At 70.5% G+C, this 23193-nt stretch carries 20 protein-coding genes and 1 pseudogene; 17 read left to right on the forward strand and 4 right to left on the reverse strand.

The window, feature by feature from the left end:
• The first annotated feature begins 47 nt into the window (after positions 1 to 47).
• The 9 genes from ACWGLC_RS07960 to ACWGLC_RS08000 all read left to right on the forward strand — a co-directional run bounded on the left by ACWGLC_RS07960 (position 48) and on the right by ACWGLC_RS08000 (position 9150).
• Positions 48 to 1352 (forward strand): glutamate-5-semialdehyde dehydrogenase, encoded by a 1305-nt coding sequence (locus tag ACWGLC_RS07960; protein ID WP_452099385.1) that lies wholly within the window; start codon positions 48 to 50, stop codon positions 1350 to 1352.
• 66 nt (positions 1353 to 1418) lie between these two features.
• A complete protein-coding gene (locus ACWGLC_RS07965) occupies positions 1419 to 2300 on the forward strand; it encodes an AAA family ATPase (protein WP_230929578.1) in 882 nt (293 codons plus the stop codon).
• A 35-nt stretch (positions 2301 to 2335) separates the two neighbouring features.
• Entirely contained in the window at positions 2336 to 3781 is a 1446-nt protein-coding gene (locus ACWGLC_RS07970) for a vWA domain-containing protein (protein ID WP_452099386.1), read from the forward strand.
• 60 nt (positions 3782 to 3841) lie between these two features.
• The gene (gene nadD / locus ACWGLC_RS07975; protein WP_230929576.1) at positions 3842 to 4558 is read left to right on the forward strand and encodes a nicotinate-nucleotide adenylyltransferase; all 717 of its coding nucleotides are present in this window, start codon (positions 3842 to 3844) and stop codon (positions 4556 to 4558) included.
• Positions 4555 to 5004, forward strand: coding sequence for a ribosome silencing factor (gene rsfS, locus ACWGLC_RS07980; protein WP_230929575.1), 450 nt, complete (start codon positions 4555 to 4557; stop codon positions 5002 to 5004). Before nadD ends, rsfS begins: the two co-directional genes overlap by 4 nt.
• Before the next feature lie 6 nt (positions 5005 to 5010).
• Positions 5011 to 5709, forward strand: coding sequence for a histidine phosphatase family protein (locus tag ACWGLC_RS07985; RefSeq protein ID WP_452099387.1), 699 nt, complete (start codon positions 5011 to 5013; stop codon positions 5707 to 5709).
• The gene (locus ACWGLC_RS07990) at positions 5706 to 6536 is read left to right on the forward strand and encodes a DegV family protein (protein WP_452099388.1); all 831 of its coding nucleotides are present in this window, start codon (positions 5706 to 5708) and stop codon (positions 6534 to 6536) included. The genes ACWGLC_RS07985 and ACWGLC_RS07990 overlap by 4 nt, the downstream gene beginning before the upstream one ends.
• Positions 6537 to 6587: 51 nt before the next feature.
• Positions 6588 to 7676, forward strand: coding sequence for a helix-hairpin-helix domain-containing protein (locus tag ACWGLC_RS07995; RefSeq protein ID WP_452099389.1), 1089 nt, complete (start codon positions 6588 to 6590; stop codon positions 7674 to 7676).
• Between the two features lie 7 nt (positions 7677 to 7683).
• Positions 7684 to 9150, forward strand: coding sequence for a ComEC/Rec2 family competence protein (locus ACWGLC_RS08000; protein WP_452099390.1), 1467 nt, complete (start codon positions 7684 to 7686; stop codon positions 9148 to 9150).
• Here the strand turns inward: ACWGLC_RS08000 and ACWGLC_RS08005 are convergent.
• On the reverse strand, positions 9137 to 10792 hold the full coding sequence (locus ACWGLC_RS08005; protein WP_452099391.1) for a RecQ family ATP-dependent DNA helicase: 1656 nt from the start codon (positions 10790 to 10792) through the stop codon (positions 9137 to 9139). The two genes, ACWGLC_RS08000 and ACWGLC_RS08005, sit on opposite strands and share 14 nt — an antisense overlap.
• A gap of 202 nt (positions 10793 to 10994) precedes the next feature.
• Here ACWGLC_RS08005 and ACWGLC_RS08010 point away from each other — a divergent pair, with 202 nt between their 5' ends.
• From ACWGLC_RS08010 to ACWGLC_RS08020, 3 genes are all read left to right on the forward strand, one after another.
• Positions 10995 to 11924, forward strand: a complete 930-nt coding sequence (locus ACWGLC_RS08010; RefSeq protein WP_452099392.1) for an SDR family NAD(P)-dependent oxidoreductase — start codon at positions 10995 to 10997, stop codon at positions 11922 to 11924.
• Positions 11925 to 12080: 156 nt separating this feature from the next.
• Positions 12081 to 13058 carry a DNA polymerase III subunit delta gene (gene holA / locus ACWGLC_RS08015; protein WP_452099393.1) on the forward strand — a complete coding sequence of 326 codons (978 nt, stop codon included), beginning with the start codon at positions 12081 to 12083 and terminating at the stop codon, positions 13056 to 13058.
• Between the two features lie 461 nt (positions 13059 to 13519).
• A complete protein-coding gene (locus tag ACWGLC_RS08020; protein WP_452099394.1) occupies positions 13520 to 14269 on the forward strand; it encodes a hypothetical protein in 750 nt (249 codons plus the stop codon).
• 147 nt (positions 14270 to 14416) lie between these two features.
• On the opposite strand, the gene rpsT is transcribed toward ACWGLC_RS08020, so the two are convergent.
• Together rpsT and ACWGLC_RS08030 are read right to left on the reverse strand one after the other, a co-directional pair.
• Entirely contained in the window at positions 14417 to 14677 is a 261-nt protein-coding gene (gene rpsT / locus ACWGLC_RS08025) for a 30S ribosomal protein S20 (protein ID WP_230929566.1), read from the reverse strand.
• Between the two features lie 165 nt (positions 14678 to 14842).
• Positions 14843 to 15391 carry a type II toxin-antitoxin system PemK/MazF family toxin gene (locus tag ACWGLC_RS08030; RefSeq protein ID WP_452099395.1) on the reverse strand — a complete coding sequence of 183 codons (549 nt, stop codon included), beginning with the start codon at positions 15389 to 15391 and terminating at the stop codon, positions 14843 to 14845.
• Positions 15392 to 15577: 186 nt separating this feature from the next.
• Here ACWGLC_RS08030 and lepA point away from each other — a divergent pair, with 186 nt between their 5' ends.
• Positions 15578 to 17437: a translation elongation factor 4 gene (gene lepA, locus ACWGLC_RS08035; RefSeq protein WP_452099396.1), complete on the forward strand. Its 1860-nt coding sequence runs from the start codon at positions 15578 to 15580 to the stop codon at positions 17435 to 17437.
• A 79-nt stretch (positions 17438 to 17516) separates the two neighbouring features.
• Here the strand turns inward: lepA and ACWGLC_RS08040 are convergent, their stop codons facing one another.
• On the reverse strand, positions 17517 to 18029 hold the full coding sequence (locus ACWGLC_RS08040; RefSeq protein WP_452099397.1) for a CGNR zinc finger domain-containing protein: 513 nt from the start codon (positions 18027 to 18029) through the stop codon (positions 17517 to 17519).
• A 26-nt stretch (positions 18030 to 18055) separates the two neighbouring features.
• On the opposite strand from ACWGLC_RS08040, the gene ACWGLC_RS08045 reads away from it, so the two are divergent.
• From ACWGLC_RS08045 to ACWGLC_RS08060, 4 genes and pseudogenes are all read left to right on the forward strand, one after another.
• The gene (locus ACWGLC_RS08045) at positions 18056 to 18877 is read left to right on the forward strand and encodes a TSUP family transporter (RefSeq protein ID WP_452099398.1); all 822 of its coding nucleotides are present in this window, start codon (positions 18056 to 18058) and stop codon (positions 18875 to 18877) included.
• 32 nt (positions 18878 to 18909) lie between these two features.
• Positions 18910 to 21018, forward strand: a complete 2109-nt coding sequence (locus ACWGLC_RS08050; protein ID WP_452099399.1) for a M3 family metallopeptidase — start codon at positions 18910 to 18912, stop codon at positions 21016 to 21018.
• 9 nt (positions 21019 to 21027) lie between these two features.
• Entirely contained in the window at positions 21028 to 21237 is a 210-nt protein-coding gene (locus ACWGLC_RS08055; protein WP_344989714.1) for a hypothetical protein, read from the forward strand.
• 144 nt (positions 21238 to 21381) lie between these two features.
• Positions 21382 to 22770: pseudogene (locus tag ACWGLC_RS08060) on the forward strand (WS/DGAT/MGAT family O-acyltransferase); the annotation flags it as partial.
• Positions 22771 to 23193: the final 423 nt, after the last annotated feature.

The raw sequence follows: 23193 nt of genomic DNA on the forward strand, positions 1-23193 counted from the left end.
GAGCGGCGCCCGCTGCCGCGCCATATTCCATAGGTAAGCTGGGGCGCATGACCTCCAGCCATCTCGACGCCCCCGTACGTACCGACCTCGCCGACGCCGGGCAGGCCGCCGCGGACCCGGTGCGCGAGGCCGTGCTCGATGCCGCCCGCCGGGCCCGTGCCGCGTCGCGCGAGCTGGCGCTGCTCACCGCGGACCGGAAGAACGCGCTGTTGCTCGCGTCCGCGGACGCGCTGGTCGCCGCCGAGGCGCGGATCCTGGAGGCCAATGCCCGCGACATCGCCGAGCAGGCCGCGGAAGGTACCGGCGAGGCCATGCTCGACCGGCTCCGCCTGACGCCCGAACGGATCGAGGGCATCGCCGGCGGACTCCGCCAGGTCGCGGGGCTGGCCGACCCGATCGGCGCAGTCATCCGCGGTTCGGTCCGCCCCAACGGGCTGCAGCTGCGGCAGATCCGGGTCCCGCTCGGCGTGGTCGGCATGATCTACGAGGGGCGACCCAACGTCACCGTGGACGCGTTCGGGCTGGCGTTCAAGTCCGGAAACGCCGCACTGCTGCGTGGATCCCGGTCGGCGCGCAACTCCAACGAGGCGCTCGTCGAGGTACTGCGTGGCGTGATCGCCGAGCACGACCTGCCCGTCGATGCGGCACAGCTGCTGCCGTCGGAGGACCGCTCGTCCGTCACCCACCTCATCCAGGCCCGGGGACTCGTGGATGTGGTGATCCCCCGCGGCGGCGCCGGACTGATCCAGGCCGTGGTGGAGAACGCGAAGGTACCGGCGATCGAGACCGGCACCGGGAACTGCCACCTCTACATCCATGGTGACGCTGATCTCGACGAGGCGATCGAGCTGCTTCTCAACGGCAAGACCCGCCGCTGCAGCGTGTGCAATGCCACGGAGACGGTGCTGCTCGACTCGGCGCTGGGGGAGGCCGCCGTGGATCGCGTCGTGGGGGCGCTACAAGCCGCCGGCGTGGTCGTCCACGGAGACCGCGAGGGCCTGATCCCCGCCGATGACGTGGACTGGGGCGAGGAGTACCTCAGCATGGACATCGCGCTGAAGGTCGTCGCCGGGGTCGAGGAGGCCATCGAGCACATCGCGCGCTGGTCCTCGGGGCACACCGAGGCCGTCGCCACCCGCAGCATCGACGTGGCCGAGGACTTCTGCGCCCGGGTCGACGCCGCCGCCGTGATGGTCAACGCCTCCACCGCCTGGACCGACGGCGAGATGTTCGGCTTCGGCGCCGAGATCGGCATCTCCACCCAGAAACTGCACGCCCGCGGACCCATGGGACTCGAGGAGCTCACGAGCACCAAGTGGATCGCCCACGGCAAGGGGCACGTGCGCCCGTAGCGAGCGCACCGCCCGGGCCGACAGCCGGCCCGCCATCGACGACCCCCGACCGGAAGGATCCACCATATGGACCGCGCCCGTACCGCCCAGCGACCGGCGTTCCAGAGCATCGACCACGTGATCGAGGCGCTGGGACAGCAGGGCTACCTCGCCGACCGTTCCACCGCGACGGTCGTCTACCTGGCCGACCGGCTGGGCAAGCCGCTGCTGATCGAGGGGCCGGCGGGCGTCGGCAAGACCGAGCTGGCCAAGGCCGTCGCCGCGGCCACCGAGGCCGAACTCATCCGCCTGCAGTGCTACGAGGGTGTCGACGAGGCCCGCGCGCTGTACGAGTGGAACCACGCCAAGCAGATCCTGCGGATCCAGGCAGGGCAGGGCGAGGGTTGGGACTCCACCCGCGACGACGTGTTCTCCGAGGAGTTCCTGCTCTCGCGACCGCTGCTCACCGCCATCCGGCGCAGCGAGCCCACCGTGCTGCTCGTCGACGAGGTGGACAAGGCCGACATCGAGATCGAGGGCCTGCTTCTCGAGGTGCTCAGCGACTTCGCCGTGACGATCCCCGAACTGGGGACCATCGAGGCGACCCGGCGCCCGTTCGCCGTGCTGACCTCGAACGCGGCCCGCGAGCTGTCCGAGGCGCTCAAGCGGCGCTGCCTCTACCTGCATCTCGACTTCCCGACGCCCGAGCTCGAGCGCAAGATCCTCGCCTCCCGCGTCCCCGAGTTGGACGACCGGCTGGCCGAACAGCTCGTCCGTGTGGTGGGCGTGCTGCGAGCCATGGCGCTCAAGAAGGTGCCGAGCGTGTCCGAGACCATCGACTGGGGACGCACCCTCGTGGCGTTGGGTCTGGACACCATCGACGACGAGGTGGTCCTGCAGACCCTCGGCGTGGTCCTCAAGCATCAGTCCGACCAGCTGCGGGCGGCCGCCGAGCTGCGGCTCAACTAGTCCGGGCACGACACGCCGATCGGGAGGTGGGCACCATGAGCGAGGCGTCGAGCATCCAGAAGTCACCGGGTGGGATGTCCGGGCACCTCGTCGACTTCGTCGACGCGCTGCGACGCAAGGGGATCCCCGTCGGCCCGAGTGAGGCAGTGGACGCGGCGTCGGCGATGGTGCACATCGACCTGCTCGACCGTGCCGCCCTGCGTGAGGCGCTCGCGTCGACGATCCTGCACAAGCCGACCCACCGCGGCGTGTTCGACCAGCTCTTCGACCTGTGGTTCCCCGCCGCGATCGGTGGCAGGTCCCCGGGGGACGCGGTGACGCTGGAGGTGGAGATCCCGACCGATGAGGACGGCCGGGTCGACCCAGAGGCGCTCAACGAGCTCATCGCCTCACTGCTGCTCGAGGACACCGACGAGTCCCGAGCGAAGGCCCGGGCACTGGCCGAGCTCCTCGTGGAGCAGCTCGGTTCCTACGATTCGGCGGGCGGCCAACGCTTCTCCGCGTACCAGGCGCTCAGCCCGCTCGACACCAGCGCGATCATGCAGAAGGTCCTCGACGGACTTCTCGGCGCGGACCCCTTCGACCCGGACGGGGCCAAGCGACACGCCGAGAAGTCCGCCGCCGCCAACTCCGCTGCGGACATGGTGCGCGGCTTCCTCCGCGAGGTCGCCGACGAGACCCGCCGCCGTACAGCGGAGACGGTGGGTCGCGACCGGGTTGCCCAGTACGCGGTCGGGCAGGCCGCCGAGCAGGTCGATTTCCTTCGGGCGAACGATCAGGACCTCCAGGTGCTGCGACGCAAGGTCGGACCGCTGGCGCGGCAGCTCGGTAGCCGGCTCGCCGCCCGGCGCCGCCGCCACCGGCACGGGGCGATCGACATGCGCAAGACCATGCGCAGATCGATGTCCACCGGGGGCGTTCCCGTCGAACTGGTGCTGCGCAAACCCCGGCCGGCCCGCCCCGAGCTCGTGGTGCTGTGTGATGTCTCCGGCTCGGTGGCCGGCTTCAGCCACTTCACCCTGCAGCTGGTGCACTCGCTGCGGGAGCAGTTCTCGCGCGTGCGGGTGTTCGCCTTCGTCGATACCACCGACGAGGTCACGTCGTTCTTCGAGACCGGATCCGACCTGGGGTCGGCGATGGCCCGCATGGTCCGCGAGGCCGAGATCGTCACCTACGACGGACACTCCGACTACGGGCATGCGCTGTCCGGCTTCGCCGACCGCTACGCCCACACCCTCACCAGAACCGGCTCGCTGCTGATCCTGGGGGACGGGCGGAACAACTACCGGGACCCGTCCGTGACATCGCTCGAGTTCGTCAGCGAGCGCGTCGGGCACACTCACTGGCTCAACCCGGAACCGAAGCGCCAATGGGGGACGGGCGACTCGGCGGCCAGGCTCTACTCCCAGTACGTACCGATGCACGAGTGCCGCAACGTGGAACAGCTCACGGCGGTCGTCGCGGGCCTGTTGCCGGTGTGACGGGTGAAGGCGGTGCGGGTGGCGACCGGGTGTGAGACCCGCCCGATAGACTCGACCACCATGACCACGACCGGGGCCGCCTCAGGCGCACGTCGCCGCATCGGAGTGATGGGCGGGACGTTCGATCCGATCCACCACGGGCACCTCGTGGCGGCCAGCGAGGTGGCCCACCGTTTCGATCTCGACGACGTGGTGTTCGTGCCCACCGGCGAGCCGTGGCAGAAGGACACCCGGCGGGTCTCGCCGGCAGAGGACCGCTATCTGATGACGGTCATCGCCACCGCCTCCAATCCGCGTTTCTCGGTCAGTCGCGTCGATATCGAGCGTGACGGGCCCACCTACACACTCGACACGCTCAAGGACCTGCTGCGCCAGCAGCCGGACATCGACCTGTACTTCATCACCGGCGCCGACGCGCTGGAGAAGATCCTCACGTGGCACGGATGGGAGGAGATGTTCGGACTGGCGAGCTTCGTCGGCGTGTCCCGCCCCGGATTCGAACTGTCCGACACGCATCTCGCCCAGATCGACGACGGCCGGGTCCACCTGCTGGAGATCCCGGCACTGGCGATCTCCTCGACCGAATGCCGCCGCCGCGCGGCCGCCGGTGCGCCCGTCTGGTACCTCGTTCCGGACGGGGTCGTGCAGTACATCGCCAAACGCAACCTGTATCGGCCGGAGGGCTCGACCCGCCTCGACGGCACCCCCGCAGTGACGGCCCCGGTACACCGGGAGCCCGTCCCCATCGACCCCCACCATGAGGAGATCCCCCAGTGACCGCAAGCCCCGAGGCCTTGGACATGGCCGCCATCGCGGCCCGTGCCGCAGACGACAAGCTGGCGACCGACATCGTCGTCCTCGACGTCTCCGGCCAACTCGTCATCACCGACGCCTTCGTCCTGGCGTCCGCGGAGACCGAACGTCAGGTCAACGCGGTCGTCGAGGAGATCGAGGACAAGCTCCGCGAGGCCGGCCACAAGCCGCTGCGTCGTGAGGGCACCCGCGAGGGGCGGTGGGCACTGCTGGACTACAACGAGCTGGTGGTGCACGTCCAGCACGTCGACGAGCGCGACTACTACTCGCTGGACCGCCTGTGGAAGGACTGCCCCGTCGTGGAGATCGAGGGCGTGCAGACCAGCACCCGCCCGGCCGGCGCCGGCTCGTCCGGTGCCGCCGAGGACGCGCTGGCACCGGAGGAGCCGCGGCGAGATCAGGAGCTCTGACCCGCGGTGACTCGTCGTCTCATTCTCCTGCGGCACGGACAGACGCATTACAACGCGTCGTTCCGCATGCAGGGCCAGCTGGACACCGAACTCAGCGAACTGGGTGTCCGGCAGGCGCACGCGGTCGGCCGGGTTCTCGCCCCGCGCCGCCCGTGGACCATCCTCTCCTCGGACCTGCGACGCGCCCGCGACACCGCGGCGGCGCTGGCCACCGAGGTGGGGCTGGACGTGCACACCGACCCGCGGCTGCGCGAGACGAACCTGGGGACGTGGCAGGGAATGAGTCATTCCGAGGTCGACGAGCAGTGGCCTGATGCGCGACTGCGGTGGCGCAGCAGCCCGCGGTGGTCGCCACCTGAGGGAGAGAGCCGGATCGACGTCGCGCGTCGGACCCGCGCGGTCGTCGACGAGATGGTCCAACAGCAGCCGGAGTGGAGCGAGCGCCCCGCGGTGATCGTCGCCCACGGCGGTGCCATCGCGGCGATGACCGCCGCGCTGCTGGAGCTTCCGGTGGAGCAGTACCCGATGTTCAACGGACTGGGCAACACCTGCTGGGTGCAACTCTCCGCGCACCGTCGACCCGAGGAATCCGACGGACCGTCCGCCGACCTCGACGTTCCCCCCGGAACCGACACGGCCCGCGGCCTGCTGTGGCGACTGGACCAGTGGAATGCGGGCGTCACCCCACCGGTGGGTGCCCCGTGACCATCCGTCTCGTCACCGACTCCGCCTCCGACCTGCCCGAGAGCTGGGTGCGCGCGTTCGACATCACCGTCGTACCCCTGCACGTCGTCGAGGAGGAGGAGCGCGCCGTGTCCACGGCGGCGGTGAGCCCCGACGAGCTGGCCACCATCTACGAGCGGCTGCTGGCCGACCCGGAGTGCACAGGGGTGGTCTCGGTGCACCTGTCCCGGGAGCTGTCGCGCACGTGGGAGTCCGCGGTCGACGCGGCCACCAGGTTCGGCGGCCGCGTCCTGGTGTCGGACTCCCGGTGCGCCGGCATGGCGTTCGGTGCGGCTGTGGCCCAGTGCGCGTGGGCTGCCCGGAACGGGCTCGGACTGTCCGGCGTATACGAGCTCGCCGAGCGCCTCAGCCGGGGCGCGTCGACCTTCGCAGCGTTGGAGTCACTCGAACATCTGCGCCGGGGCGGCCGGATCAGCGCGGTCGCCGCGATCTTTGGTAGTGCACTGGCGATGCGCCCGGTGATCGTGCTGCGCAAGGGCTCGGTCGACCTCGCGGCCAAGGCCCGGACCACCTCCAAGGCGCATCAGCGGCTTCGGACGCTTCTGCGTGACGAGGTCGACCGCGGTGACGTCCTGGTGGTGGTCCATCACCACCAGGCCGGGGATCGGGCCGAGGAGATGGCCACGGAGATCCGCAAGGAGACCCAGTTCCCGGAGCGCGTGTTGATCGTCGAGTTTGACGAGGTGCTGGCCTGGCATCTCGGGCCCGGAACAGTGGGAGTGTCCGTCACGGACCTCGAGGACCCGGAATTCCCCATCCCCTCGCCCTCTCCACAGGCCACCGACTGATCGCCCCGCCACGGCCGGAAGCGCGGCCCACCCCGGTCTAGCGTCGGCGCCATGCGATCCGACACCCGGGCACGGCCCGCCACCCCGGTCGATTCCGTCGCCCCCGCCGACGCGGGACGGGACCCGACGAGAGCGGCGGCCCTGCAGCGCCTGGCCGGCGCCCTGCAGCCGGCCGCGGATACGGTTGCCGCGTCGGACGCGAGGCCGATGCCGGATCACGTCGCGAGCCCTGCGCCGACCGAGCAGTTCCCCGCTGTCGCCCCGCCGCCCGATCTGTCGGCCGCGACCCCTCTCGCACCGTGGGCGACGCCCGGGCCCGACGGTGATCGCCCCGAGCGAGTCCCGCCCGCCGAACCGGACCTGTCCTCGTGGGCGGACCCGCCGTGGTGGCGCCGCATCCGCTGGGCGCCCGACCGCCTGGCCGGAATCGCACTGGTGGTGCTCGTGGTGGGGCTCGGGGCGTTCTCGGTCCACCGTCTGCTGTCCACCGTGCCCGAGGCCGCTCCGGTGCCGCAGCTCCCACTGGCGACACCGGGCGTCACGGTCGGTGCCGACGACACGGCATCGCCGACCGAGCCGGGAGCATCCTCCGCGCCGGGGAGCGGAACGTCGTCCACGGTGCCCGCCGCACCGGAGGCAGGAGACGGCGTTGTCGTCGTCGCGGTGGTCGGGATGGTCGGACGCAGTGGACTGGTCACCCTCCCGGCGGGGTCGCGCGTCGCCGACGCGCTGGACCACGCCGGCGGAGTGCTGGACGGCGGTGACAGAGACGGTCTCAACCTGGCGCGGAAGGTCGTCGACGGCGAGCAGATCCTCGTCGGCGTGGCACCCGGGCCGGACGGGCCGCGGGGCCCGCGAAGCGACATCGTGGGCCCGGGCTCCGAGACCCCGCAGGCGGGAGGGGCGCCGCCGGCCGGGGAGGCGGGCGGTCAGGCATCGGGCGCCCCGGGGCCGGTCAACCTCAACACCGCCGACGCCGCCGCACTCGACGAGCTTCCGGGAGTCGGGCCGGTGACGGCGTCCGCGATCCTGTCCTGGCGCACCGCGAATGGGTCGTTCGCGAGCGTCGACCAGTTGGCGGAGGTGGACGGCATAGGCCCGGCCACGTTGGCCAAGCTTCGACCGCTCGTGACGGTCTGACCGCGACGTGGGGGCGACGGATCCTCCCGCACCCGGCGGCGCGGCCCGGCCGGGCGGGGAAGGCGAAGCGGGGCCGCGGGTCCCGGCGATCCGAGACCTGCGGCTCGCATCGCCGACGCTGGCGGTCTTCGTCGTCACCGCCGTGACGGTCGGCGTCCGGCCGTCGATGGCGCTCGCGGTGGCGGTGGTGCTGCTGGTCGGCGCGGTGGTGGCGTTGGTGTGGTCGGTGGCCGGAGGAGTCGAGCGCGGCCCGGACCATCCTGCGCTGGGGGTACTGACGGTCGTCTGCGCTGTGGGGGCGGTCGCGGCCGGGGTGCAGGCGGCCCGGGCACACGCGTTGGCGGCCCATCCGTTGCCGGCGGCGGTGGGGGAACGGACCGGGATCAAGGCCGAGGTGACCGGGTTCGACCGGCCGGTGCGTTCCGGGGGCGTGATGGTGCCGGTGCGGGTCGAGGTGACGGGGTCGGGCCGGTCGGCGAGGCAGGCCGATCTCGACGTGGTGCTGCTCGCCCGTGAGGGCTGGCGCGGGCTGCCGCCCGGCACCCGGGTGCGGGTCTCGGTGGCGGTGCTCGAGCCACTGTCGTCGGGCGATCCACCGGCGCTGCGGGCCCTGACCCCGCCGACGGTGATCGGGCAGCCGGGCGCGGCGGGGCGGATCCCGGCGGCGGTGCGCCAACGGATGCGGCAGGTGTCTGCGCGAGCCCTGGAGGGCGAGTCGGTCGGCCTGTTGCCCTCGTTCGTCCTGGGCGACGAGGGCGGCGTGTCCACCGAGACGAGGGACGACTTCCGCGCGGCCGGGCTGTCCCACCTGGCGGCGGTGTCCGGGGCCAACACGACCTACGTCGTGGGGGCGGTGCTGCTCGTGGCCGCGGGAGTCGGGGTGGGTCGGCGTGGTCGCATCGTGGCCGCCGGGTTGGCGCTGGCGGCATTCGTGGCGGTGGTCGGGCCAGAGCCCGCGGTGCTGCGCGCGGCCGGGACCGGGGCGATCGGCCTGGCTGCCCTGGCCGCCCACCGCTCCGGCCGGCCGCTCGCGGCGTTGGCGGCGATCGTGCTGCTGGTGGCGATGCTCGACCCCGTGACCGCCACCGGCGCGGGGTTCGTGCTGTCGGTGGCGGCCACCGCGGCGCTCGTGCTCGCGGCGCGCCCGGTGGCGGAGCGGATCCGCCGGACGTGGATGCCGGGTCGGGTCGCGGATGTGCTGGCGGTGTGCGTCGTGGCGCACGTGGCGACCTTGCCGGTGCTCGCCGCGTCCGGTCTGGAGACCGGCCCGTGGGCGCTGCCGGCGAACATCGCCGTGGCGCCGGCGGTGCCGATGGTGACGGTGTTGGGAACCCTGGCGGCCGCGGTGGGGCCGGTGTGGGAGGACGGTGCGGTGCTGCTCGCGGCGGCGTGCGCACCGGCCCTGTGGTGGCTCGACACGGTCGCCGGCGTCGCGGCGGGGCTGCCGGGCTCGCCGACGGTCACGCCCGGGTGAGCAGATCCTGCTCGCGGACCCGGTCCAGTGACAGCGTGCGGTAGCCCTGCTCGGCGAAGAACACGGTGAGCCGGTCGTCGTCGACGCTCATGACGATTCCGGAACCCCACTCTCGGTGGACCACCGCGGACTGCAGGGGGAAGTCGTCCGCGTCGTGGGTGATGTCGACGGCTGTGCCGGCGTCGCAGGTGTCGCAGTTCCCGCACGGTTCGGCGAGTTCCTCGCCGAAGTAGCCGAGCAGGAACTGGCGTCGACACCCGTCGGTCTCGGCGTAGCCGCGCATCATCTCGATCCGTGAGCGCTCGATGCGCTCGAGCGTGTCCGACGTCTCCTCCGCCCGGCGCACCGCGACCCCGGTCTTCACGTCCTCCGCGAACGCCACCCCCCGGCGACCGGAGGTCAGCACGCCCGCCGCCTCCAGGAGGTTGACCGCGCCCGTGACACGCTTCGCACCGACGTCGAGGGCCTTCTTCAGATGGGTCAGCCGCACCGGGCCATCGGCGCGGCGCAGGTGGGCCAAAACCGACCTGATGACCTCCTCGTCCGCGTTGTGCGAGGAGAAGAAGCTGCGCAGGCCCAGGTCCTCGCTGCGGTAGTGCAGCTCGATCGTGGCCGGATCCCGGTCCCGGCCGGCCCGCCCCACCTCCTGGTAGTAGGTGTCGAGTGAGTCGGGGATGTCCGCGTGCAGGACGAACCGCACGTCCTCCTTGTCGATCCCCATGCCGAACGCACTGGTCGCCACCACCACCTCGAGCCCACCGTCCACGAAGTCGCCCAGCGTCTCCTCGCGCACCGCCGCCTTCTGCCCGGCGTGGTAGGCGCGGACGCTCAGCGGCCGGCCCGCCTCGGTCGAGAGTGCGGCGATCCGCTCGGCGTACTCCTCGGTGGACCGGCGCGTCGCGGCGTAGACCAGGCCGGGGCCGGCCAACTCGACTGCCCGCTCCACGACCGCGTCCTGTTTGTCGTCGTCTTCGACATGACGCCGCACCGCCAGGTGGAGCTCGGACCGGTCGAACCCGCCGGCCAGCACCAGGGCGTCGGGTATGGCGAGCCTGTCGACGATCTCCTCGCGCACCGGCGTCGACGCGGTCGCCGTGAGGGCGATGACGGTCGGCGACCCCATACGGTGCCGCGCGGCGCCCAGCCGCAGGTAGTCAGGCCGGAAATCGTGTCCCCAGGCGGAGACGCAGTGGGCCTCGTCGACCGCGAGAAAACTCGGCCCGGCCTCACGGACCCGGTCGAGGACCTCCCGTTTGGCCAGCTGTTCGGGGGTGAGGAAGAGGAAGTCGACGCGACCGGCCACGACCTCGTCCCACGCATCAGCCTGCTGGCGGGCCCCGAGCGAGGAGTTGATCGCCATCGACCGGGTGGGCGCGCGGTCCGCGAGCGAGTTCAGGCCTTCGCACTGGTCGGTCTGCAACGCGATGAGAGGCGAGACCACCACACAGGGCCCCTCTGCCATCATCCCGGCGAGTTGATAGATCGCCGATTTCCCGTACCCGGTGGGCAAGACCGCCAGCACGTCCCGGCCGGCGATCGCCGCCTCGATCGCCTCGGCCTGCGGCGGGCGCAACCCGTCCCACCCGAAGACGCGGCGTGCCATCTCACCGGGATCGGTGGCCTCGCCCTGGGTCGTCGTCACGTGTCTGTCCTCTCGGTTCGCGGCCGGGCGACCCGCAGTGGGATGGTCCCGGACCGCCGAGCGTAGGCGCACAGCCCCGGGGCTCCCACCGCGCACACCCCGGCCGCTCGGGGTGTGGGCGTACCGGATGCACGGTCGACGTCCGCGGTGGACCATGATGCGCACATCCGGGCCCGCGGGGGTCCGACAGGGAGGGGGCGTCGTGGGCACTCGGGGAAGCCTGGCGGGACGGACCATCGTCATCACGGGCGCATCGAGCGGATTCGGCCGCGGCGCGTCACTGGCGCTCGGTGCGCGGGGCGCCCACGTCGTCGTCGCCGCCCGACGTTCCGCGTTGCTCGACGAGGTGGTCGCGCAGATCACCGAGGTCGGCGGTAGCGCACTGGCCGTGCCCACGGACGTCAGCGATGCGGACGCCGTCGAGCGGCTCGCCGTGCGCGCCGAGGAACTCACCGGCCACATCGACGTGTGGATCAACAACGCCGGCGTCGGCGTCATGGGCCTGTTCTGGGAGGTTCCGCTCGCCGACCACACCCGGCTCGTCGACGTGACCTTCAAGGGCATGCTGTCCGGGTCGCACGTGGCCCTGCGCCGCTTCTGTGCGCGTGGCGAGGGGGTGCTCATCAACGTCGGGTCGGTCGCCGGGGAGGTGCCGCTGGCCTATCAGGCCAGCTACGCCGCCGTGAAGGCGGGGATCTCCAGCCTGGGCCGTTCGCTCAACGAGGAGTTGCGGTTGGCCGGGCTGGGTGAGTCGATCAAGGTCAGCACGATCCTGCCGTGGGCCGCCGACACGCCGTGGTGGGAGCACGTCGGCAACTACACCGGACACGCGCCACGGTTGGCCGCGTTGGACGACCCCGACATCGTGGTGGAGGCGATCGTCGACGCCTGCACCGACCCGCAGCAGGAGCGGCCGGTCGGCCCCAAAGCGCGCTCAGCGAAGGCCTCGCACCGGCTGTTCCGCGAACTGACCGAGAGGTTCTCCGGCACGCTCTCCGAGTCAGAGATCGAGAAGGGCTCCGCGGTTCCGGACACCTCCGGAGCCCTCCACGAGCCGGTCGCCGGGGGCACCACCCTCCACGGTGACACCCGCGAGCGGATGGTGATGGAGGACGCCGAGCGCCGGCCGTGAGGTGCCGGCTCGCGTGCGACGGGGCCGCGGGCCTGTCGGTGCGACGTGGCACGATGTCGGGGACGACCACGGCACTGGTGATGTCGGGGACGACGACGGCACTGGTGATGTCGGCGACGACGACAACGATCACGACGACGACGAGGAGTTCTCCCCATGGCGGCAGGCCCCGCACCGGCTCCACTTCATCTCGTGCTCGGCGAGGATGAGTTCCTCACCGAGCGCGCCACGATGGGGGTCGTCTCGGTGGTCCGGGCAGCTACACCTGCGGGGGAGGACCCGCCCGTGGCCTCCCGGCTCGGTGGCCCGGAGGTCACGGCGGCCCAGTTGTTCGAACTGCTCTCCCCGTCGCTGTTCGGTGAGGCCCGGATCGTGGTGATCACCGGGGCCGCGGAGCTGGGTAAGGACGCCGTCGCCGCGGTGCTGGACGCGGCCCGGGACCTGCCGGCGGAGACAGTGCTGATCGTGCAGCACACCGGTGGGGGCAGGGCCAAGACCCTGGCGGCGGACCTGCGCAAGGCCGGTGCCGAGGAACACGCGGCGGGCAAGATCACCCGGCACACCGAGGTGATGGGTTTCGTCCGGTCGGAGTTCCGCGGACTGAATGTGCGCGTGGCCCCCGAGGCGTGTGAGGCGCTCGTCGAGGCGGTCGGCACGGACCTGCGCTCGCTCGCCTCCGCATGTGACCAGTTGGTGGCCGACACCGGCGGCAAGGTGGACGTCGAGGCCGTTCGCCGGTACCACTCCGGCGTAGTAGGGGTCAGCGGCTTCACCGTGGCCGAGCGGGCCGTGGTCGGCGACGTGGCGGGGGCCATCGAAGCACTGGAGTGGGCGATGCACACCGGGGTCCCGCACGTCGTGCTGGCCGACGCGCTGGCCGATGCGGTGAACTCCATCGCTCTGGTCGGCACCCAGCGGGGGGTCGCCCCAGGGGATCTCGCGCGGCAGGGCCTGCCCCCGTGGAAGGTCAAGAAGGTCCAGGCGCAGACCCGGTTCTGGTCCATCGACACCCTGGGCACCGCACTGCAGGTGGTCTCGCGGCTCAACGGCGAGGTCAAGGGCATGGCCGAGGACACCTCGTACGCCCTGGAACGGGCGGTGCGTCAGGTCGGCACGCTGGCCGGCTCCGCCTGACGGCCCGGGTATGTCGTCCGGCCGGCTGCCAGCACGCGGGCCGGCGGCTCACTCCGGCGCCCGGCACACGGACCGGCGACGTCATAAACGCCCCCATTCGCCGTGCGGGGGATGAATAATGGTCTCCTGCCCGGCACGCGCCGTCGCCCGACCGATGCAGCCGCACACCGCCGGTGCGAGTGCGCACGTCGGTACCCGGCGGGTGCCTGAACCGGGAGGCTGCAATGGACGTACCCATCGCGAAACCGGAACCCCGGGGGAGTGCTGCCGGGTACTGGCCGGAGAATTGGTGGATCGATGGCCCGGTCTTCTCGACCCGGGCACGCGGTTCTCTCATCACCACCCACAAGCCGGGGGCCGAACCTGGCCGGATGCCGGCCGACGCGTGGGTGCGCGCAGCTCTCACCGTACTTCTCTGGGCCGGCGCCGGTTATCTGGTCCTTCCTCGCATTCTGCCCGGGGTGACCACTCCACTGACGGTGGCGATGAGCGGGAGCTGGTGGTTCTGGGCTGTGCTCGCGATCTTCTTTCTGTCCGTCGCCGCCTTTGGGGGCACGTTCGGGCTGTATACACGGCTGCTCGATCGTTATGGGCAGGCATTCGCGTCGACGATCACCGCGGGCGCGGCGATCGCCCTCGGGGTGGGTATCGCCGCGGAAGTTCACCGACGGCTGTTGAACGATTACGTCGAGATGATCCCGCTGGGTGAACGACATGCGCAGCAGGTCGATATGACGATCATGTCGATCGTCGTACTGGTCGTCGCCGCGTTCATCGTGTTCTCTGTGCTCGTGGTTCCGTTCGCCGTGTCCGGGGCGGTCCGTGAACAGCGTCGCATCGCAAGTATCCGTGCCACAGGTGCGCACCACGTCGGCACGCTCGGCCGGGTAGGACACTGCCACCAGCGAGTCGCCGGCCTGTGCCAGTTCGACGTGACGGTTCGATTCGGGGACGGCGACGGTGTGCGGGATGTGGCGGCGCAGATGGCCACGTCGCCCACCCGGGTGCCGTTGCCGGGTACGAAGGTGGTGGTCATCGTCAGCCCTCCGACGGCGGCCGACATCCAGCCGCGCCCGGCTCGCGCACGATCACGCAGACACGCGACCACCGCGCCCGAGGCCCTTCTCATCGAACCGGACCCCACCCATGTCATCGCGTTCGATCCGAATGTCGAACGCTATACAGAGTCGAGTGGCGCAGGGGGCGCGTAGGAGCGTCCTCGTAGCAGCAGGGTCCTGACACACGACGAGGGCCCACCGCGCATCAGTGACGATGCTGGTGGGCCCTCGGAGCCGCGTCGCGTCAGCGTTGGCCGACGCGGGGCTGGGGACCTCTCATCCGGAGAGGGCCGGGGTGCCTCAGAGCTGGTCGACAGCCTTGGCGAGCGCCGACTTCTTGTTGGCGGCCTGGTTCTGGTGGATGACACCCTTGCTGGCCGCCTTGTCGAGCTGACGCGAGGTCGCGACCAGCAGGGCGCCAGCCTTCTCCTTGTCGCCGGCCTCGGTGGCGGCGCGGAGGCTGCGGATGGCGGTACGCAGAGCCGACTTGGTCGACTGGTTGCGGAGACGGCTGCGCTCGTTGGTGCGGTTCCGCTTGATCTGGGACTTGATGTTGGCCACTCGTCACACCTTTTTGTCGTGTGTCGACGGCTCCACGAGGGGATCCCGCCGATCGGATGTCTTGTCGTCTTTGTCCTTGTGGACGCGCTGAACGCCGTCCGGTGGACACCGACGGCCCACTTTACCAGCGGGCGCGTCACCGGCCAAAACGCGACCGGCGCGGCGTCAGCGCCAGCCGTAGTCGCGACGGAGCCGGTCCGCCACGCGGTCGAACGCGTCCCTGGGGCAGATCGCGCCCTCGCGCCGGATGCCCTGTTCGGGCACATCCAGCACGCGGTCGAGACGCACCCAGCTGGGGCGTCCCTCCGAGTCCCAGGGCCCGCTGCCGAGCCCGAGCCAGCCGTTGTCGTCGTCGCGCTTGGACCGGGACGACAGCTGGAGGCCGAGCAGACGATCCCCGTCCCGACCCACCACCAGGACCGGACGGTCCTTGCCGCGACCGTCGTTCTCCTCGAACGCCACCCACGTCCACACGATCTCGCCGGGGTCGGCGTGACCGTCCAGGTCGGGGGCGTAGGCCAGGGTGCGGGCGCGGCTGGAGGTGGGCGCGGTGGTGGTGGTCGCGGGCCGGCCCGCCTCGGCGTTCCGCGACCCCAACGCGGGGGATCCTCCGCGCTCGTCGAGCTGCTTCCGTACCGCTTGGGCGACCGTCGGCCCGTACTTGCGTCCCATGTGGACTGCCTTGCGACCCACGCGGGCCCAGTCGATAGCCATGCGGCCAAGGGTAACGGCCGACGCCCGCGCCATGACGGCCTCGACCGCTCGCTTCCCGGGCGACGGCGCCGTCGATGCGGTGCGCACGGGCCGATACGTGATGAGTGTTCCGGGCGCGGTCGTGTGACAATGGGGTGATCGTCCGGACGTACCGCAATCCAGCCGCACCCGGGCCCGCCTCCAGGAGTGATCGAGATTCCCAACTTCGCAGAGACGACGTTCACCGATCCGGCCAGGATCAGGAACTTCTGCATCATCGCGCACATCGACCACGGCAAGTCGACCCTGGCCGACCGCATGCTGCAGCTGACCGGTGTGGTCGAGGAGCGCCTCATGCGCGCCCAGTACCTCGACCGGATGGACATCGAGCGCGAACGCGGCATCACCATCAAGGCGCAGAACGTCCGCCTTCCGTGGGTGCCACGCTCCGGTGCGCACGAGGGCGAGGAGATCGTCCTGCACATGATCGACACCCCCGGCCACGTGGACTTCACCTACGAGGTCTCCCGCGCGCTGGAGGCGTGTGAGGGCGCGATCCTGCTGGTGGACGCCGCGCAGGGGATCGAGGCGCAGACCCTGGCCAACCTCTACCTGGCCATGGAGAACGATCTCGAGATCATCCCCGTGCTCAACAAGATCGATCTGCCGGCCGCCGACCCGGAGCGGTTCGCCGAGGAGATCTCCCACATCATCGGTTGCGAGCCCGGCGATGTCCTGCGCGTGTCGGGCAAGACCGGCGAGGGTGTCGAGGCGCTCCTGGACAAGCTCTGCGAGACCATCCCGGCCCCGGTGGGGGATCCTGACGCCCCGGCCCGCGCGATGATCTTCGACTCCGTCTACGACACCTACCGCGGCGTCGTGACCTACGTGCGTGTGGTCGACGGATCGCTCACCCCGCGCGAGAAGCTGACCATGATGTCGACGGGCACCAACCACGAGCTGCTGGAGATCGGCGTCATCTCGCCGGAGCCCAAGGCGACCAAGGGACTCGGGCCGGGCGAGGTGGGATACCTCATCACCGGGGTGAAGGACGTCCGCCAGTCCAAGGTCGGCGACACGGTGACCAGCGCCCGCGGCGGCGCGACCGAGCCGCTGCCCGGTTACGCCGAGCCCAACCCGATGGTGTTCTCGGGCCTGTACCCGATCGACGGCTCCGACTACCCGGTTCTGCGAGACGCGCTGGACAAGCTGCGGCTCAACGACGCGTCTCTCGACTACGAGCCGGAGACGTCGGTGGCCCTGGGCTTCGGCTTCCGCTGTGGCTTCCTCGGCCTGCTGCACATGGAGATCACCCGCGACCGGCTCGAGCGCGAGTTCAACCTCGACCTCATCTCGACCGCACCGAACGTGGTGTACCGGGTGATCGCCGAGGACGGCTCGGAGCACCAGGTGACCAACCCGTCGTACTGGCCCGAGGGTAAGCACCGCGAGATCTATGAGCCGATCGTCAAGTGCACGATCATCGTGCCGAGCGAGTTCGTGGGCACCACCATGGAACTGTGCCAGTCCAAGCGCGGCGAGATGAAGGGCATGGACTACCTGTCCGAGACGCGCGTCGAGCTGCGATACATCCTGCCGATGGGCGAGATCATCTTCGACTTCTTCGACTCGCTCAAGTCCCGCACCAAGGGCTACGCGTCGATGGACTACGAGGAGGCCGGCGAGCAGCTGGCGGATCTGGTCAAGGTCGACATCCTGCTGCAGGGCGAGGCCGTGGACGCGTTCAGCGCGATCGTGCACCGCGACTACGCGCAGGGCTACGGAAACAAGATGACCGTGAAGCTCAAGGAGCTCATCCCGCGCCAGCAGTACGAGGTGCCGGTGCAGGCCGCGATCGGCTCCAAGATCATCGCCCGCGAGAACATCCGCGCGATCCGCAAGGACGTGCTCTCCAAGTGCTACGGCGGCGACATCAGCCGTAAGCGCAAGCTGCTCGAGAAGCAGAAGGAGGGCAAGAAGCGCATGAAGTCCATCGGCCGGGTGGACGTGCCGCAGGAGGCCTTCGTGGCAGCCCTGTCCTCGGACACGAGCTCGGACAAGAAGTAGGGGCACTTTCCTGCCCCGGGGCGGTCGGTCACACCGGCCGCCCTTCGGTGTCGTCGCCCGACCTCCCCGGGCAGTCCACCTAGGCGCGGGCGCGGTGGCGTCGTACTGCCGACCGGTTGTTGCACCGCGGCGAGCAGTAGGTTTTGCGTCCGTTGCGGGTGGTGTCGGCGAAGACGTCCTCGCAGTCGTCCGCAGCGCACCGGGACAGCCGGTCGATGCCGCGCTCGGTGAGGTGCAGCGCCGTGCCGACGGAGAACATGGCGGTGAGCAGGCGGGCGAAGCTGACGTCGTCGGCGCGGTAGTGGACGTGCCAGTGACCGTCGTGGTCGGTCAGGCGGGGCGGCCCGGCGTGCTCGGCGAGGAGGGTGTTGAGCGCCTCGGCGCGGGCACGGGGATCGGTGGTGTCGACGACGACGAGCCATCCGTCCAGGAACTCGTCGACCTCCGCGAGTTCTTCCTCCCGGGCTTCACGGTCGATGGTCACGCCGGCTTCCCGGCAGCGGTCCACGAGTTCGCGGGCGCTGCGGGGGCGGCGGTTGGCCAGGTCGGCGGCCAGGGTGACCGGATCGGCGCCGTAAGGGTTGATATACACAAACCGATTACAGCACAGTTGTCGGCATGCCCCAGACCTTCGCGCAGCTCGCCGCCTCTCCGGCGCTCGGCATCCCGGTCTGGGTGCTGCTCGCGCTCGTGCTGGCGGCCTTCGTCGCCGGGTGGGTCGACTCGGTGGTCGGCGGGGGTGGGCTGATCCAGCTGCCCGCGCTGGTCATCGCGCTACCCGCTGACGTCTCGACGCCCGAGGTGCTGGGGACCAACAAACTGTCCTCGGTGGCGGGCACGCTCGTCGCCACCCTGACCTACCTGCGCAAGATCCGGGTTCCGGTGGCCATGGTGGCGCCACTCGTGGCCGCGGCGTTCGCGGGCTCGGCCGCAGGATCCTCGGTCGCACGCTTCATCCCCAAGGAGCTGCTCACGCCGATCGTGCTGGTCGCGGTGATCGTGGTGGGCACCTACACGTGGCTCAAGCCGAACCTGGGCCGCACCCATGCCGAGCGCTTCAGCGGCTGGGCCAGGGCGTGGCGGTCCGCGGTGATCGGGCTGGGGATCGGGTTCTACGACGGCGTGTTGGGGCCGGGGACGGGCTCGTTCTTCGTGATCGCGATCGTGGCGTTCCTGGGTTTCGGCTTCCTGCAGGGGACCGTCGCGGCCAAGCTCGCCAACCTCACCACCAACATCGCGTCCATCCTGGTGTTCGGGCTGCACGGAGAGCTGCTGTGGGTGATCGGCGGTTGCATGGCGGTGGCGAATCTCGCCGGCGGCTTCCTCGGGGCGCGGATGGCCATGCGCCATGGCAATGAGTTCATCCGGAGGGTGTTCCTGCTGGTCATCGTGATCCTCGGGGCCAGGCTCGCCTGGGACACCGTGTCCACGTGGGTGTGAGCCCGTGTCGCGCCGTCCGTAGACTCGCGGTCATGACCACCCCGAGCCCCGATGCTCCGCTCCACCCGCTGCTCGACGAGTCGTCACTGCCGTACGGGCTGCCGGACTTCGCCGCCGTCCGGGACGAGGACCTGGAGCCGGCGATCCGGGCCGCGATCGACGACCACGCGGCCGAGGTCGCCGCCATCTCCTCGAGCCCGGAGGCGTCGACCGTCGAGAACACGGTGATCGCGCTGGAACGCTCGGGGCAGGCGCTGCACCGCGTGCTGTCGGTGTTCTACGGGCTGCTCGGGCCCGACGCGACGCCCGCCCGGCTCGATGTGGACCGCGTGGTGTCCCCGCTGCTGGCCGCGCATCACTCGGCGGTCATGACGGACCCGGTCCTCTACGCCCGTGTAGACGCGGTCGCCGCGGCGCTCGAGGCGGGAGAGCTGGATGTCGACGACGAGACCGCCCGCCTCATCCGGCGCCACCACCGGGACCTGCTCCGTGCCGGCGCGGCCCTCGAGGACGGGGCCCGCGCCCGCCTGACCGCGATCGACACCCGGTTGGCCGAACTGACGACGGAGTTCGGCGAGAACCTCCTGGCCTCCACTACGGAACTGGCAGTACCGGTCGCCGACGAGTCCGAGCTCGCGGGGCTTCCGGAATCCATGCGCGCGTCGCTGGCCGCCTCCGCAGAGCAGGCCGGTCTCGAGGGCTGGCTGATCCCGCTGGGTCTGCCCACGGTGCAGCCGATCAGCGCCTGGCTCGACGACGCCGGACTGCGCGGACGCGTCATGGAGGCATCGATGAAGCGGGGCTCGACCGCGGGACACGACAACACCCCGATCGTCCTCGAGATCGTCCGGCTGCGTGCCGAGCGGGCCGAGCTGCTGGGCCTGCGCTGCCACGCCGACCACGTGCTCGCGGTGGAGACCGCCGAGACACCCGAGGCCGCCCGCGGGCTGCTGATGGACGTGGTGGACGCCGCGGTGACCAACGCCCGCAACGAGGCCAAGGACCTGCTCGGCGGCGAGGACCGTTCTCTCGACCCGGCGGACTGGGCCTGGGAGCCGGAGCGTCTTCGTTCCGAGCGCTACAGCGTCGACGACGCGACGGTGCGCCCCTACTTCGAGCTGGAGACCGTGCTGCGGGACGCTGTGATGTACTCCGCCGAGCAGCTGTACGGCCTGCGTTTCGCCGAGCGGCCCGACCTGGCCGGCTACCTGCCCGACGTCCGGGTGGTCGAGGTGTTCGACGACGAGCGGTCCGAGCGGGACGCCGGCATCGGCCTGCTGCTACTGGACTACTACGCGCGACCCACCAAGCGTGGCGGAGCCTGGATGACCTCGTTCCGGGACCAGTCGAGGCTCCTCGACTCCCGCCCGGTGATCGTCAACGTCATGAACCTGTCCCGTCCGGCGGAAGGGGAGCCGACGCTGCTGACGATGGACGAGGTCACCACGATGTTCCACGAGTTCGGGCACGCCCTGCACGGGCTGCTCTCCGACGTGGAGTACCCCGTGTTCTCGGGCACGTCCGTGCCCCGCGACTTCGTGGAGTTCCCCTCCCAGGTCAACGAGATGTGGGCTCGTCGTCCCGAGATGCTCGCCCATTACGCCCGGCACCGGGAGACCGGCGAGCCCATCGCGGCGGAGCTGGTCGAACGGATGCGGGAGGCGGAGCGCTTCGGTGAGGGGCAGGCGACCGTGGAGTACCTCGCGGCCGCGCTGCTCGACCTGGCGTGGCATTCGTTGACCCTCGAGCAGGCGCGCGAGGTCACCGACGTCGATGCGTTCGAGTCGAAGGTCCTGGCTGATGCGGGCCTCGACGTGCCGGGGATCGAACCGCGCTACCGGTCCCGCTATTTCCAGCATGTGTTCGCCGGCGGTTACTCGGCGGCCTACTACTCCTACTTCTGGGCCGAGGTCCTCGACGCGGATGCCGCCGAGTGGTTTGTCGAGAGCGGGGGACTGCAGCGTTCCTCCGGTGACGCGATGCGCCGCGAGGTGCTCTCCCGTGGTGGTGCCATCGACTTCCTGGACGCCTATCGGAGCCTACGCGGGAGCGACCCGGATCCGGCGGCGCTGCTGCGTCGTCGCGGACTGGACTCCTCCGTGGTCGGTGGCCGTGAGGCCGCCGCCGCAGGGCGATCGTAGGATCGGTACGTGTCAGCGTTTCTGCAGTTCTGGGACAGGGTCGAGCTCTGGCTCGTCACCCTGCCCTTTCCGCTGCAGGTGGTGATCATGCTCGCGATGGGGATTCCGCTGTTCCTGGCCACCGCGGTGCTGGTCGAGAAGGTCGCAGACGTTCTCGTGCACCGGTTCCGGGTGCTCGTCGCGTCCCGGCCCGCCGAGACCGGGAAGGAGGTCCGCTGATGCCCCGGTCACGTGTCACCCTCGCTCTGATCCTGCTGATCGTCTTCGTCGTCATCGCCTGGTTCCTCATCGAGGTTCTCTGACCTCGCGCGGCGGTCGGCCGGACCACCGCCGTGGAGTCGATTCCGGAAGTACACTCCCGTCATGCAGCGTTTAAGTGGACTTGACGCCAGTTTCCTGTATTTCGAGACCCGGTCTCAGCTTCTCCACGTGTGTGGGTTGATCGTTCTGGACGTCTCGGAGGTTCCCGGCGGCTACACCTTCGACAAGCTGCGTACCGAACTCGCGCGCCGGGTCACCGGCATGCCGGCGTTCCGGCGCAAGCTGCACGATTCGATGCTCAACGTCGACCACCCGGTGTGGGTCGAGGACGAGAGCTTCGACATCGATCATCATCTCCAGCGGATCGGATTGCCCGAGCCGGGGGACGATCATGAGCTCGCCGAACTGTGCGCGCACCTGGCCAGTCAGCCGATCGATCGCTCGATGCCGCTGTGGCAGATGTACGTCATCGAAGGTCTGTCCGACGGCCGGGTCGCGGTGTTCGCCAAGATGCACCATTCGACGGTCGACGGCGTCACCGGCGCCAATATGATGTCGCAGCTGTGCACGCTCACCTCTGACGATCCGGCGCTGGACGCCGACCTGGTCAAGGAGACCGCCGGGGGCTCGGGGGCGCTCGAGCTGGCGGTGGGGGGTGCACTCTCGCGTCTTGCCACCCCGTGGCGGCTCGCCTCCCTGCTGCCCGGGACCCTCGGCGTGCTGCCGTCCTGGATCAGCCGCGCCCGCAAGGGGTTGGCGATGCCGGCTCCGTTCACGGCCCCGCGGACCCCGTTCAACCGGACGATCACCGGCCACCGCACCATTTCGTTCACGAGCGTGGACCTGGACGACATCAAGCGGGTCAAGAACGCGTTCGGAACCACCGTCAACGACGTGGTGCTCGCCATCACGTCCACGGCCCTGCGCAAGTACCTCGACGGGCAGAACGCGCTGCCGGCGAAGCCGCTCATCGCGATGGTCCCGATGTCCGTCCACGCTGCGGAGTCCCGCCCCGGCACCAACCGCGTGTCCGGGATGTTCATGTCGCTGTCCACCGACATCGACGACCCGGTCGAGCGCCTCGAGGCCATCCGCGACGCCAACGTCGTGGCCAAGGACCACACCAACGCACTCGATGCCAACCTGCTGACCGACTGGGCGCAGTTCGCCGCCCCCTCGGTCTTCGGGTCGGCCGTTCGGATGTACTCGCGGCTGCGGCTGTCCGAGCGCCACCCGGTGGTGCACAACCTGGTCATCTCCAACGTGCCGGGGCCCAACATCCCGCTCTACTTCCTGGGTGCCCGCATCGAGCAGATGCTGCCGCTGGGTCCCGTCTTCCACGGTGCGGGACTGAACTGCACGGTGATGTCGATGGACGGCAGGCTGCACTTCGGATTCATCGCGTGCAAGCGCTCCGTACCCGATCCGTGGCCACTCGCCGACGCCGTCACGGAGGCGTTGGCGGAGTTCGTCGAGGCCGCCGCCGAGCGTGAGCGCAGCGGCGCACCCGCCTTGGAGAAGAAGACGGTTACAGAGTTGGCGGCAGACCGTCGTGCGCAGCGAAAGGCGGCTCGCCAGTCGGCGAAGGACTCGGCGAAGGTGGAGCCCGCGCCGAAGAATCCGGCCAAGAAGGCACCGGCCAAGAAGGCGCCCGCCAAGAAGGCCCCGCCCCGCAAGGCCTCGCCCGCAGCGGCGCAGACGACCCCGGCCGCGGATACCACGGCGGATTCACCGGAGGCCCCGGCGGCCTCGACCCCTGCGAAGAAGGCCGTCGCCACGAAGACGCCGGCGAAGAAGGCCGCCACCTCGAAGACCCCCGCGAAGAAGGCCGTCGCCACGAAGGCCCCGGCGAAGAAGGCGGCCACCTCGAAGACCCCCGCGAAGAAGGCCGCCGCCACGAGGACGCCCAGGAAG

The organism is Dietzia sp. NPDC055877, from assembly GCF_053615975.1.

Excerpts from the sequence above, each read along its gene's own strand:
- ACWGLC_RS07960 (WP_452099385.1), top strand. The coding sequence starts at position 48 with ATGACCTCCAGCCATCTCGACGCCCCCGTACGTACCGACCTCGCCGAC.
- ACWGLC_RS07965 (WP_230929578.1), top strand. The coding sequence starts at position 1,419 with ATGGACCGCGCCCGTACCGCCCAGCGACCGGCGTTCCAGAGCATCGAC.
- ACWGLC_RS07970 (WP_452099386.1), top strand. The coding sequence starts at position 2,336 with ATGAGCGAGGCGTCGAGCATCCAGAAGTCACCGGGTGGGATGTCCGGG.
- nadD (WP_230929576.1), top strand. The coding sequence starts at position 3,842 with ATGACCACGACCGGGGCCGCCTCAGGCGCACGTCGCCGCATCGGAGTG.
- ACWGLC_RS07995 (WP_452099389.1), top strand. The coding sequence starts at position 6,588 with ATGCGATCCGACACCCGGGCACGGCCCGCCACCCCGGTCGATTCCGTC.
- holA (WP_452099393.1), top strand. The coding sequence starts at position 12,081 with ATGGCGGCAGGCCCCGCACCGGCTCCACTTCATCTCGTGCTCGGCGAG.
- ACWGLC_RS08030 (WP_452099395.1), bottom strand. The coding sequence starts at position 15,391 with ATGGCTATCGACTGGGCCCGCGTGGGTCGCAAGGCAGTCCACATGGGA.
- ACWGLC_RS08045 (WP_452099398.1), top strand. The coding sequence starts at position 18,056 with ATGCCCCAGACCTTCGCGCAGCTCGCCGCCTCTCCGGCGCTCGGCATC.
- ACWGLC_RS08050 (WP_452099399.1), top strand. The coding sequence starts at position 18,910 with ATGACCACCCCGAGCCCCGATGCTCCGCTCCACCCGCTGCTCGACGAG.